Origin of the sequence: Kaistella sp. 97-N-M2 (genome assembly GCF_021513235.1) — a bacterium.
In the GTDB taxonomy this organism is placed as follows: Bacteria; Bacteroidota; Bacteroidia; order Flavobacteriales; family Weeksellaceae; genus Kaistella.
In genome coordinates this window covers 2,358,779-2,370,857 of record NZ_CP090976.1, presented here as the reverse complement: position 1 = coordinate 2,370,857, position 12,079 = coordinate 2,358,779, and the positions used below count along the sequence as shown (strand labels likewise).

The 12,079-nt window shown below is 37.6% G+C and carries 12 protein-coding genes; 7 read left to right on the top strand and 5 right to left on the bottom strand.

Annotation, left to right across the window (positions count from 1 at the left end; translation table 11 throughout):
• Nucleotides 1-157 precede the first annotated feature (157 nt).
• The 4 genes from L0B70_RS11030 (at nucleotide 158) to L0B70_RS11015 (ending at nucleotide 5,015) form a co-directional block, all read left to right on the top strand.
• Nucleotides 158-2,224, top strand: coding sequence for a heavy metal translocating P-type ATPase (locus L0B70_RS11030; RefSeq protein WP_235141828.1), 2,067 nt, complete (start codon nucleotides 158-160; stop codon nucleotides 2,222-2,224).
• Between the two features lie 320 nt (nucleotides 2,225-2,544).
• Nucleotides 2,545-3,588, top strand: a complete 1,044-nt coding sequence (locus tag L0B70_RS11025) for a site-specific integrase (RefSeq protein WP_235141827.1) — start codon at nucleotides 2,545-2,547, stop codon at nucleotides 3,586-3,588.
• Nucleotides 3,589-3,746: 158 nt separating this feature from the next.
• Entirely contained in the window at nucleotides 3,747-4,298 is a 552-nt protein-coding gene (locus L0B70_RS11020; RefSeq protein WP_235141826.1) for a hypothetical protein, read from the top strand.
• Between the two features lie 159 nt (nucleotides 4,299-4,457).
• On the top strand, nucleotides 4,458-5,015 hold the full coding sequence (locus L0B70_RS11015; RefSeq protein ID WP_235141825.1) for a hypothetical protein: 558 nt from the start codon (nucleotides 4,458-4,460) through the stop codon (nucleotides 5,013-5,015).
• 73 nt (nucleotides 5,016-5,088) lie between these two features.
• On the opposite strand, the gene L0B70_RS11010 is transcribed toward L0B70_RS11015, so the two are convergent.
• On the bottom strand, nucleotides 5,089-5,343 hold the full coding sequence (locus tag L0B70_RS11010; protein ID WP_235141824.1) for a hypothetical protein: 255 nt from the start codon (nucleotides 5,341-5,343) through the stop codon (nucleotides 5,089-5,091).
• A 10-nt stretch (nucleotides 5,344-5,353) separates the two neighbouring features.
• On the opposite strand from L0B70_RS11010, the gene L0B70_RS11005 reads away from it, so the two are divergent.
• Entirely contained in the window at nucleotides 5,354-6,094 is a 741-nt protein-coding gene (locus L0B70_RS11005) for a hypothetical protein (protein WP_235141823.1), read from the top strand.
• A 244-nt stretch (nucleotides 6,095-6,338) separates the two neighbouring features.
• Here the strand turns inward: L0B70_RS11005 and L0B70_RS11000 are convergent, their stop codons facing one another.
• Nucleotides 6,339-7,445: an IS91 family transposase gene (locus L0B70_RS11000; protein ID WP_235141811.1), complete on the bottom strand. Its 1,107-nt coding sequence runs from the start codon at nucleotides 7,443-7,445 to the stop codon at nucleotides 6,339-6,341.
• Nucleotides 7,429-8,370: a tyrosine-type recombinase/integrase gene (locus L0B70_RS10995; RefSeq protein WP_235141810.1), complete on the bottom strand. Its 942-nt coding sequence runs from the start codon at nucleotides 8,368-8,370 to the stop codon at nucleotides 7,429-7,431. The genes L0B70_RS11000 and L0B70_RS10995 overlap by 17 nt, the downstream gene beginning before the upstream one ends.
• 390 nt (nucleotides 8,371-8,760) lie before the next feature.
• Here L0B70_RS10995 and L0B70_RS10990 point away from each other — a divergent pair, with 390 nt between their 5' ends.
• Together L0B70_RS10990 and L0B70_RS10985 are read left to right on the top strand one after the other, a co-directional pair.
• On the top strand, nucleotides 8,761-9,036 hold the full coding sequence (locus L0B70_RS10990) for a hypothetical protein (RefSeq protein WP_235141822.1): 276 nt from the start codon (nucleotides 8,761-8,763) through the stop codon (nucleotides 9,034-9,036).
• Between the two features lie 168 nt (nucleotides 9,037-9,204).
• Nucleotides 9,205-9,690 carry a hypothetical protein gene (locus tag L0B70_RS10985; RefSeq protein ID WP_235141821.1) on the top strand — a complete coding sequence of 162 codons (486 nt, stop codon included), beginning with the start codon at nucleotides 9,205-9,207 and terminating at the stop codon, nucleotides 9,688-9,690.
• Between the two features lie 252 nt (nucleotides 9,691-9,942).
• Here the strand turns inward: L0B70_RS10985 and L0B70_RS10980 are convergent, their stop codons facing one another.
• Both L0B70_RS10980 and L0B70_RS10975 read right to left on the bottom strand, forming a co-directional pair.
• Nucleotides 9,943-11,049 carry an IS91 family transposase gene (locus L0B70_RS10980; protein WP_235141820.1) on the bottom strand — a complete coding sequence of 369 codons (1,107 nt, stop codon included), beginning with the start codon at nucleotides 11,047-11,049 and terminating at the stop codon, nucleotides 9,943-9,945.
• Nucleotides 11,033-11,974: a tyrosine-type recombinase/integrase gene (locus L0B70_RS10975; protein WP_235141810.1), complete on the bottom strand. Its 942-nt coding sequence runs from the start codon at nucleotides 11,972-11,974 to the stop codon at nucleotides 11,033-11,035. The genes L0B70_RS10980 and L0B70_RS10975 overlap by 17 nt, the downstream gene beginning before the upstream one ends.
• Between the last annotated feature and the right edge of the window lie 105 nt (nucleotides 11,975-12,079).

Below are 12,079 nucleotides of genomic sequence, written 5' to 3'. Positions count from 1 at the left end.
GCATCAGTTTGGCAAAATCCTTTGGGGTTCTTGCGGTAAAAATCTTAAAAATTTCGAATTTTCCTCCTTAAGCATTACTTTTGCTTAAGAGTACGACATTTACATGTACAAAAGATCCTGTCATGAATATTTAATGTATCTCCCCCAAAAAAATCACATGAAACATCAACATCTCTATGATGCGCAGGGAAAACAAATCTGTTGCAGCGAAGAAGAAAAAATTTACACGGAAGCAGGCGCAGAAGAAATTTTGAAGCCCGAGAAAACATCTCCTCCAAATCCTGAAATCAAATCTTCTCCTGAGGTTCCTCAGGACCACCATCACGAAGAGGGCGACGGTCACGACCACAGCAATGTACAGGAAAGTACTTTTAATCAATTTCTGCCCAGTGCGATCGCTCTTATACTGCTTCTCGCCGGTTTAGGCTTGGACCATCTTTTAAAACCGGACTGGTTTACGGGCTGGATCCGGATTGTGTGGTATGGTGTTGCGTATCTTCCCGTGGGATTGCCGGTTTTAAAAGAGGCTTTTAGCAGCATCAGGCAGGGCGCGTTCTTTTCGGAGTTTTTCCTCATGGGAATTGCAACCGTCGGAGCTTTTGGTATTGGTGAATATCCGGAAGGGGTTGCAGTGATGTTATTTTACGCAGTGGGTGAAGTTTTTCAAACTCTTGCGGTTTCCCGAGCGAAAGCAAATATTAAAAGTTTGCTGGATCAAAGACCCGATGAAGTCACCCTCATTAAAAACAATGTTCCGGAAATCATTAAGGCGGAAAACGCGCAGATTAACGATATCATTCAATTAAAACCCGGCGAGAAACTGGGACTGGATGGTGAACTGCTTTCTGAAAAAGCTTCCTTCAATACCGCCGCCTTAACCGGCGAAAGTAAACCCGATACCAAGTTGGAAGGAGAAACCGTTTTGGCCGGTATGATCAACCTCAATACAGTTTCGCAGGTGAGGGTTACCACGCCCTATGCCGACAGTAAATTAAGTAAAATTCTGGAGTTAGTCCAAAACGCCACAGCCCAGAAAGCACCTACAGAACTGTTTATCCGGAAGTTTGCGAAGATTTATACGCCCATCGTAGTTTATCTGGCGATCGCAATTACGTTTATGCCCTACTTTTTTGTGGCGAGTTACGTTTTGTCCGATTGGTTGTACCGCGCCCTGATCTTTTTGGTGATTTCCTGTCCCTGTGCCTTGGTGATCAGCATTCCGCTGGGTTATTTCGGCGGCATTGGAGCAGCCAGTAAAAACGGAATATTATTTAAAGGGAGTAATTTTTTAGACAGCATTGCAGTCATTCAAAATGTGGTGATGGATAAAACAGGCACGCTGACGGAAGGCGTTTTTAAAGTGCAGGAAGTAATCTTTAATAAAGCTTTTAACCAGGCCGAAATTTTAGAAATGGTAAATGCCTTAGAAAGCAAAAGTACGCATCCGGTCGCCACGGCGATTCACGAATTTGTCGGAGAAGTTAATTCCGGAATTCATCTGGAAGATGTGGAAGAAATTGCCGGCCACGGCTTACGGGCAATGGTTGATGGTAAAGAACTGCTCGTGGGTAATTTTAAGTTGATGGATCAGTTTAATATTTCGTATGATGCCGAAGTAACCAATATCGTCTACACCCTGATTGCCATTGCATACGACAAAAAGTTTGCGGGCTATCTTACGGTTGCAGACCGCATTAAACCGGACGCAAAACTGACCATTGAAAAATTAAAAGCCCTGGGCGTAAAACCAACCATGCTCAGTGGTGATAAAAATGCTGTGGTGCAGTTTGTAGCGAAAGAGTTGGGAATAGAAAACGCTTATGGCGACTTACTGCCCGAAGATAAAGTAGCGAAACTTCAGGAGATAAAAGCCTCGAAACAAAGCGTTGCGTTTGTGGGAGATGGCGTAAATGACGCGCCGGTTGTGGCGTTAAGTGATGTAGGCGTTGCGATGGGCGGACTGGGAAGTGATGCCACCGTAGAAACTGCAGATGTGGTAATTCAGGACGACATGCCGAGTAAAATACCCATGGCCATCAATATTGGAAAACAGACCAAGAAAATCGTTTGGCAGAATATTACTTTAGCATTTATGGTAAAAGGCGTAGTTTTAATTTTGGGCGCTGGTGGTTTGGCGACAATGTGGGAAGCGGTTTTTGCAGATGTGGGCGTGGCGCTGCTGGCGATTTTAAATGCGGTGAGAATTCAGCGGATGAAATTTTAACTGTACTTGGTCTCAAGTTAAAAATCAAGCGATTTTTTTTAAATAGAAATAAATTTTTCAAACCTAACGGAAAAAATCACAAAGTCAATGTTGGCCTCCATCAATGAGGTTTAGCAAAAGTTTTAAGTGCAAGGTCGTCTCAGCTTCACAATAATTATCCAAGCAAAAAACCCTGTACATCGAAAGATCACAGGGTTTTTAGCGGGATGTAAAGAAGTTGCGACGGGTATTTAAATGTTTTCATTTGTAAGGGTTTATCATTTAAAAATCTTAGATCACAAAATAATTTATTTATCTTTAGATCTAATTATCAGCACCCTATGAAATGGAGCGCACAACCAATTAAACACCGAAGCGAGGCCAGAATAGGTGTGATCTTTGAAAAAGACGTTGATTTGATTCACCGAATCAAACAAATACCCGATGCACGCTGGAGTCCGCAAAAGAAAATGTGGCACATTCCGGACACGCGGGAAAATAGAGAACGTTTCCATATTACACAGGAACAAAACCATCAACTTTCGTCCGAAGGGAAAGAACACCTCCAATTATTTATACGCTGGCTTTCCAGCAAAAGATATAGCCCAAACACCATTAAAACTTATTCTGAGGGTTTACGTTTATTTTTGATTTATTACAGGTCGAAAGCCATTGATGAACTCACTAATGATGATGTGCTTAATTTTAATAATGATTATATTCTGAAGAAAAAATTATCTGCATCTTACCAAAACCAAATTATAAGTGCCATAAAATTATACTTCAGAACGGTACGGGAAACAAAAATAGAAGCGGATAAAATTGATCGTCCCAAAAAATCGAAAATATTACCTAATGTTTTGAGTAAAGAAGAAGTTAAGAATATTTTAGAGGCACATGCCAATATAAAACACAAAATGATGCTTTCCCTCATTTACAGTTGTGGTTTGCGATGCAGCGAACTGCTCCGGTTAAAACCACTTGACATTGATTCTAAAAGAAATATAGTTCTAATTAAGCAGGCGAAAGGAAAAAAGGACAGAATTACGCCTCTGTCTCCGAAGATCCTGGAATTATTGAGAGTTTACTACCAGCTTTATAAGCCTAAAACGTATTTATTTGAAGGCCAGGAACCAGGTAGTAATTATTCGGTAAAAAGTCTTCAAAGTGTATTGAAACACGCCGTACAAAAATGCAACATAAAAAAACCTGTGACCTTGCATTGGTTACGGCACAGTTATGCGACACACTTATTGGAAAGTGGAACAGATTTGCGGTACATTCAAGAATTATTAGGACACAATAGCAGCAGAACAACGGAGATTTATACGCATGTGAGTACAAAAAGTTTGCAGCACATAAAAAGTCCATTTGATGATTTATAACGATAAAAAATATATCTTAGTGGTTGGAAATACATCTCACAATGATCAGACCTATCCATACCGAATGCGTTGTATTTGTCTGACGAAGTAAGACATATAAACAAGTTAGCAGATATATCAAAAAAAAGTAACGCTAAAAATAAAACGAATTAGAATTTATGAAAACAAAATTTTTACTAATTGGACTTGTTGCAATTTCATTTTGCAGTAAAGCACAAAATTCAACGGTTGAAAAAAACATCACGGGAGCACAAATTGGACTTTTCGGACTTGACTTTTACAATGAAACTCGACTTGCTGATAAAATCGCATTAAGAGCGGAAGCAAGTCTTTTTCCTGCAATTTGGGGAGGAGATTTATATGGTAAAACAGGTTTTGCATTTTATCCTGCTTTGACTTTACAACCTAAATTTTATTATAACATTGGAAGAAGAGCCGAAAAAGGGAAAAATACTAAAAATAATGGTGCAAATTATTTAGGCTTACAAGTCCGATATATTCCAAATTGGTTCGTAATATCAAACACTAAAAATGTATCACTTTCAAATCAAATAAACTTTATTCCAACTTTCGGATTTAGAAGAAATTTTGCTGAAAACTTTAATTATGAATTTAAAGCGGGTCTTGGATATGGAACAACTTTTGGCGAAAAATTCAATGAATCAGGAGCAGTTTTAGATTTGAGTATTAAAGTCGGATACGATTTCTAAAAGATACATCTGCTAACATCGTATTGGCAATAGTGCGGAGGAATCGCAAGTTTAACCATTTCAGATTTTCCCAAGATTAATTTATATTAAGAAAGTTTCAGCGTTAAAGCCGCACCATCGCCAATACGTAACCGTTATGCGTCATTCCAAAAAACTGTCATGAAAAGAAATTTATCCCTAATTTTCATTTTTACTATATTTTTAACTTGCACACCGAAAAATTCTGACAATATAAAAAATGAAATTCCGGAAAATTTAAGAGTAAATTACGGGAAGATAGATGACAAAAATTTAAAATTAAAATTTGGCGATTTAATTGAAATTAGTATGTCGAATAAAATTTTTAAAGGAATCGTCTTGGACATTAAAAAACAAGATTCGAATTATTGGTTTGGAATCTGTTTTTTAAATGGAAATAAACTTTTTGGCAGAAAAATTCCACATGGGTTTAACGGAGATTGTATTGAATTATATGATTTATCTTATGTTAAAGATGAAAGTCTCAAAAACTTTAAAGTTTCAAAAAACATGAAATTGAATTATGAAATCATCAGTGCCGGAAGCGACAGTCCGATTATTGACTTAAAAAATATTGAACGCGACTATAATTTAGGAATAGAAAACAGAAGAAAAATTCAAACACCTTGCGCAGAAAAATTATTAGAATTAAATCCTGTAAATGAGTGTTATATAAACTTGAAAAAAATTGAGAAGTAGGAACGCCGCATAACATCGTATTGGCAATAGTGCGGAGGAATCGCAAGTTTAACCAATTCAGATATTCCGAAGTTTAGTTTATAATAAGAAAGTTTCCGCGATAAATCCGCACCATCGCCAATACGTAACCGTTGGGAAAAATCGCCCTTTGGGACGATTTTTCCCAACGCCCAGCTCGGCTCCGCCAACTGTTGTGAAACCATCGTTGCATTCGCACGACGTTCTCCCAACAGTCGCCTTTGACGCATTCCGAAAAAGAAGTTTTCAACTCCTTTTTCAGAACGACGACAAAGCCGAGCTGGGCGTTATGTGCAATATTTCCAAACACTCGCCAACAAATGAAAATTAAGACACACAAAATAGTATTTTTAATGTTACTACTTTGTCTTTACAGCTGTGGTTTTGAAAAACTAGGACAATGGGACATTTCAGAACTATATGCCCAGAAAATTGAAGGGACATCAAAAATTCTTTATAAATATGATGCTTGGGGAGGACGAGACTCAAATGCTAATGGTTTTGTTATTTTAGACTCTACAGAAATATTTAAAATTGATCTCAAAAATGAATTACCATTTTATAAACTTTCTGACATCCCTAGTAAAAATAAAATAGAAGGCATTACTCACGAATGTTACAATTCTTGCGGAGATGACTACTATAAATCAACGCCGAATTATAAACCAATGAAGCTTGATAAATTCAAATCAAATAACATTAATATTGAAAATATAGTCTACCAATATCGTGGATATTCAGAAAAAGATGGTGGATTAGAAAGATATATTTTTGAAAAGTTTATTGAAACAAAAGACAGTTTATTCTTTTACAACTTAAACGATGTAGAAAGTATGGATGGAATTCACCTTGATAAACTAAAAGTAAAAAAAGGGGAAGTTTATCTTCAACAAAACGAAAACAAAGAAATTGAAAAAATTATTGTGGAACAAATAAGTTTAAACCCTATCACAAAGGAATTTATAGATGGAAGAACTTGCTTTCTAACTCCAAAAAATAAGACATTCGCAAATGAATTTTCTCAAAGAGGAATATTTCGAAAAATCAAAGGAGCGAAATAATACTGCACATAATAACTAAGCTTTCGTTTTGTCTGCAAGACAAGAAATGAAAGCCTGTTGAACGGAATCTCCGGTGGCTTTTCCTCCCCAGTTGGCAACCTTATGGAGTTATCATTTTTAGAATTTAGGATAGTAAAGCAGTTTTTTAGAAGGACTGCTTTTTTGTGGAACTGAGGTGACGTTTTTCGAAGCACTCACCGGCTTTTTTTTACTTTTAAGATACAAAATCCCTTACCCACAAAATTTATTTTGCAGACGAGGCATTAAAAACGGCAAGAAAATCCTGAGGTGGGCCACGCTGTCCGAAAAGCGCTATGGTTATTAAGTTTCCTTCCTTGCAACACCGACATTTTTTAAGCAAAGTTTTCGGTTTTACTTCTGTAATTTGGATTTTTAAATCTGATTGTAAATCCTGAAGTTTTCCACGTTTCCAGGAGCTGCTTAAAATCCCGTAATGCCGTATTCTCACAAACCTTCGAGGCAAAATATGAAGACTAAATCTGCGCACAAATTCAGTATTCGATAAAGTCATTTCCTTTTTCTGACCTTCTTTGCGATAATCTTTGTACCCAAAACGAACTTCTTTATCCGTAACTTCTTTGATGCGGTGATTGCTGATGGCAACTTTGTGAGTATATCTTCCTAAATATTCGATCACTTGTTTCGGACCACCAAAAGGTCTTTTCGCATAAACCACCCAGTTTTTGGTGAAGAGTTTGTCCATTAAATCCTGGTCTTTAATTCCGGAAGCTCTTAATAAAGCCACGAACTTTGCCCGAAAAACTTTGCTCATCGCTTTTACACAGAAGAGATATTTATCGGTTCTTACTTTCTTTTTCCATTTGCCATTGTGGTCAATTCCACCACCCGGAACAATGCAGTGCAAATGCGGATGAAGACTTAAATTCTGTCCCCAAGTATGCAAAATCGCAATCATTCCCAACTGGATCTGTTCTGTTTTACCAAACTGATTTAATGTTGCCCACGCTGCTTCAAATAAGGTTTTATACAACAATGCCGGTTGAGAGATCGCCAAACCATTGAGTTCTTCGGGCAAAGTAAAAACCAAGTGATAATAACTGCACGGCAATAATTCCTGCTCGCGTTTCTGGATCCATTCTTCTCTTTTATGACCTTGACATTGCGGACAATGCCGATTACGACACGAGTTGTAACTAATCGAAAGATTTCCACAACCATCACACGCATCGATATGCCCACCCAAAGCAGCAGTCCGGCAATACGACAAAGCGCGAAGTGTTTTTTCTTGATGAACCGTAAAGTTTTGCGCCGACAAATTGATTTTGCGAAGAACATCAGCTACACTTCCGCCTTTACTTCGGGTTTCCATTTTTACTGCATAAAGCGAAAACGGTATCCAAAGGGCTGTGCGGTTTTTGATCCGATAACTGACAGACATGAAGATATTCCATGGTCGATTCAATTCTTTCATGTCCCAGAAGTTTCTGAACCATAATGATCGAAACTCCATCTTCCAACAGATGCGTGGCAAAGCTGTGTCGCAAAGTGTGCGTATGAACAACTTTGGTGATTCCGGCTTTTTTACTCACCGTTTTGATGACCCATTGAACGCCTCTTTGACTGTATCTGGAATCAAAATCTTTGGTGTGCGTTGTGGAAGTATCAATCTCTTCAATATTTCTATTTTGATTTCCATTGAATAAATATTGAGTCGGATTTTCCACTGAAATAAAGATTTTCAGTCCCCGAATTAAATGCTCGGATAATGGAACATAACGGTCTTTTTGACCTTTACCCTGAACAACATGCAGCATTTGGCGGTCAAAATCAAGGTGATGAAGTTCAATATTTCTTACTTCCATACATCGAAGTCCGCACCCGTAAATCAAACCGATGAGCAGTTTGTGTTTCAGCAATTGCGCCGTTTGAAGCATCCGCCAAACTTCCTGACGGCTTAAAATAGTGGGCAGTTTTTTGACTTTTGGAATGGCGGGAAGGTGTAGAAAACTATAGGGTAAACCTTCGGCTTTCAGAAGAAACCGCAGTCCATAAACCGTGTGTTTAAAGTAAGTTTGGGAAGGTGTTTTGCTGCGTTGTTGAAGTTCGAAGAGATAATCTTTGATGTCTTCCGGATCCAATTCGGTAGGGATTTTACCGAAGTAAAGCGCTACGGCGGCAACATGCCTGGAGTAATTATCAAAGGTTCTGGGACTTTTTCCCTGGATTGAAATATTTCTTTCAAAACGTTGTATCAGTTCCGAAAAACCATTAACTTCGCTTGAAGCACGATTCAAAATTTTGTTCGTTCTTAAATCCTCCGGAGATTTTTTTTTGTAGCCATTTTAGAGATTTTATTTTTGGTTGAATAAAAACAAAGTTAATAAAACAGCCTCAGGAAAAGCTACCGGAGGTTTAGTTCAACACGGTATTTCTACAAGCGGGTATGAAGTTTTCATCGAAGATTTTAGCGATTAAGTAAGATTTTAGCAAGTAGAAAGATTTCGTATTTTTATCCCGCCTGCAGAAATACCCAACCGTTATGCGCTATATTTCCGCAGAAGGAGAAAATTAAACTTAATAAAAATAAAATGTTTAATAGAAAATGGAATGAAAATCATCGGCTGAATTGGAACTCGCAACTTGAACTTAATAGTGACGGTTTCAGCGGTTTTCAATTACAACTTATGAAAGAAATAAAAAATTTATTTGATTCAAATTCTATACAATACGTTGAAGAAGTTTCCGAACACACCGATTTAGCAGACCTGAATAAAATTGTCAAGATGATTACATTATCACTAGAAGATTATTCAGAATCTCAACTGTGGATTTATCATGACATGGCTGAATATAATATAATTAAAAAACATGCTATTTTTGAGGAATGGGGATATATTTCACCTGCGGAACTTCAAGTAAAATATATAAAAAGTTTAAGAGACATTTTGAAAATACATTAATACAGCGCATAACAGCGGTTTGGCGCAATTGGGGTTTTAGGCAAACTCATAGGTTGGTTTTGTACTTGGAAGTTGGTTTTTAAACCGATACATTGGCTTACCAAATCCCCAACTGACGCCAAGCCACGAGACGTTACCTGCAATTGTAACCGAAAAGCCGCATAGATAATGAAAAAAATAGAAAAATATTGGAATTATATTGTTATAGTTTTTATAATTTTCATGTTTTTGAAACCTATTATTTGTTTTCTAATATTGGGATCAATTATATTATATGTTTGTCTTGATTATTTGCGAGTTTATAAAGTTCTTAAGAGAGATGGAATTTCAAAAACGGGAATAATTATAAAATATACTCGAGGTTGGAAAGGTTATCAAACTCCAACCATAAATTTTTCAACCACTAGTGGAGAAATAATTGAAGAAGAACCATATTTTTATAGTTCATCAGACGTAAATAAATTTCGCACATTCAAAAATTATATTGAAAAACCTGTTGAAATTAAATATAATCCGGAAAATCCTAAAGAATTTCTCATTTCAACTCAAGCAATTATTAATATAATTGGAATTTACATATTCGCTTTTGTCGCTTCATTCTTTACAATTGCGGGAATTCTGGATATTTGTGGAATAATAAATATCAACTTTTGAAAAAAAACAACTGCAGGTAATAACTAAGCTTTCGTTTTGTCTGCAAGACAAGAAATGAAAGCCTGTTGAACGGAATCTCCGGTGGCTTTTCCTCCCCAGTTGGCAACCTTATGGAGTTATCATTTTTAGAATTTAGGATAGTAAAGCAGTTTTTTAGAAGGACTGCTTTTTTGTGGAACTGAGGTGACGTTTTTCGAAGCACTCACCGGCTTTTTTTTACTTTTAAGATACAAAATCCCTTACCCACAAAATTTATTTTGCAGACGAGGCATTAAAAACGGCAAGAAAATCCTGAGGTGGGCCACGCTGTCCGAAAAGCGCTATGGTTATTAAGTTTCCTTCCTTGCAACACCGACATTTTTTAAGCAAAGTTTTCGGTTTTACTTCTGTAATTTGGATTTTTAAATCTGATTGTAAATCCTGAAGTTTTCCACGTTTCCAGGAGCTGCTTAAAATCCCGTAATGCCGTATTCTCACAAACCTTCGAGGCAAAATATGAAGACTAAATCTGCGCACAAATTCAGTATTCGATAAAGTCATTTCCTTTTTCTGACCTTCTTTGCGATAATCTTTGTACCCAAAACGAACTTCTTTATCCGTAACTTCTTTGATGCGGTGATTGCTGATGGCAACTTTGTGAGTATATCTTCCTAAATATTCGATCACTTGTTTCGGACCACCAAAAGGTCTTTTCGCATAAACCACCCAGTTTTTGGTGAAGAGTTTGTCCATTAAATCCTGGTCTTTAATTCCGGAAGCTCTTAATAAAGCCACGAACTTTGCCCGAAAAACTTTGCTCATCGCTTTTACACAGAAGAGATATTTATCGGTTCTTACTTTCTTTTTCCATTTGCCATTGTGGTCAATTCCACCACCCGGAACAATGCAGTGCAAATGCGGATGAAGACTTAAATTCTGTCCCCAAGTATGCAAAATCGCAATCATTCCCAACTGGATCTGTTCTGTTTTACCAAACTGATTTAATGTTGCCCACGCTGCTTCAAATAAGGTTTTATACAACAATGCCGGTTGAGAGATCGCCAAACCATTGAGTTCTTCGGGCAAAGTAAAAACCAAGTGATAATAACTGCACGGCAATAATTCCTGCTCGCGTTTCTGGATCCATTCTTCTCTTTTATGACCTTGACATTGCGGACAATGCCGATTACGACACGAGTTGTAACTAATCGAAAGATTTCCACAACCATCACACGCATCGATATGCCCACCCAAAGCAGCAGTCCGGCAATACGACAAAGGGCGAAGTGTTTTTTCTTGATGAACCGTAAAGTTTTGCGCCGACAAATTGATTTTGCGAAGAACATCAGCTACACTTCCGCCTTTACTTCGGGTTTCCATTTTTACTGCATAAAGCGAAAACGGTATCCAAAGGGCTGTGCGGTTTTTGATCCGATAACTGACAGACATGAAGATATTCCATGGTCGATTCAATTCTTTCATGTCCCAGAAGTTTCTGAACCATAATGATCGAAACTCCATCTTCCAACAGATGCGTGGCAAAGCTGTGTCGCAAAGTGTGCGTATGAACAACTTTGGTGATTCCGGCTTTTTTACTCACCGTTTTGATGACCCATTGAACGCCTCTTTGACTGTATCTGGAATCAAAATCTTTGGTGTGCGTTGTGGAAGTATCAATCTCTTCAATATTTCTATTTTGATTTCCATTGAATAAATATTGAGTCGGATTTTCCACTGAAATAAAGATTTTCAGTCCCCGAATTAAATGCTCGGATAATGGAACATAACGGTCTTTTTGACCTTTACCCTGAACAACATGCAGCATTTGGCGGTCAAAATCAAGGTGATGAAGTTCAATATTTCTTACTTCCATACATCGAAGTCCGCACCCGTAAATCAAACCGATGAGCAGTTTGTGTTTCAGCAATTGCGCCGTTTGAAGCATCCGCCAAACTTCCTGACGGCTTAAAATAGTGGGCAGTTTTTTGACTTTTGGAATGGCGGGAAGGTGTAGAAAACTATAGGGTAAACCTTCGGCTTTCAGAAGAAACCGCAGTCCATAAACCGTGTGTTTAAAGTAAGTTTGGGAAGGTGTTTTGCTGCGTTGTTGAAGTTCGAAGAGATAATCTTTGATGTCTTCCGGATCCAATTCGGTAGGGATTTTACCGAAGTAAAGCGCTACGGCGGCAACATGCCTGGAGTAATTATCAAAGGTTCTGGGACTTTTTCCCTGGATTGAAATATTTCTTTCAAAACGTTGTATCAGTTCCGAAAAACCATTAACTTCGCTTGAAGCACGATTCAAAATTTTGTTCGTTCTTAAATCCTCCGGAGATTTTTTTTTGTAGCCATTTTAGAGATTTTATTTTTGGTTGAATAAAAACAAAGTTAATAAAACAGCCTCAGGAAA

Excerpts from the sequence above, each read along its gene's own strand:
- L0B70_RS11030 (WP_235141828.1), top strand. The coding sequence starts at position 158 with ATGAAACATCAACATCTCTATGATGCGCAGGGAAAACAAATCTGTTGC.
- L0B70_RS11025 (WP_235141827.1), top strand. The coding sequence starts at position 2,545 with ATGAAATGGAGCGCACAACCAATTAAACACCGAAGCGAGGCCAGAATA.
- L0B70_RS11020 (WP_235141826.1), top strand. The coding sequence starts at position 3,747 with ATGAAAACAAAATTTTTACTAATTGGACTTGTTGCAATTTCATTTTGC.
- L0B70_RS11015 (WP_235141825.1), top strand. The coding sequence starts at position 4,458 with ATGAAAAGAAATTTATCCCTAATTTTCATTTTTACTATATTTTTAACT.
- L0B70_RS11005 (WP_235141823.1), top strand. The coding sequence starts at position 5,354 with ATGAAAATTAAGACACACAAAATAGTATTTTTAATGTTACTACTTTGT.
- L0B70_RS11000 (WP_235141811.1), bottom strand. The coding sequence starts at position 7,445 with ATGGAAACCCGAAGTAAAGGCGGAAGTGTAGCTGATGTTCTTCGCAAA.
- L0B70_RS10990 (WP_235141822.1), top strand. The coding sequence starts at position 8,761 with ATGAAAGAAATAAAAAATTTATTTGATTCAAATTCTATACAATACGTT.
- L0B70_RS10985 (WP_235141821.1), top strand. The coding sequence starts at position 9,205 with ATGAAAAAAATAGAAAAATATTGGAATTATATTGTTATAGTTTTTATA.
- L0B70_RS10980 (WP_235141820.1), bottom strand. The coding sequence starts at position 11,049 with ATGGAAACCCGAAGTAAAGGCGGAAGTGTAGCTGATGTTCTTCGCAAA.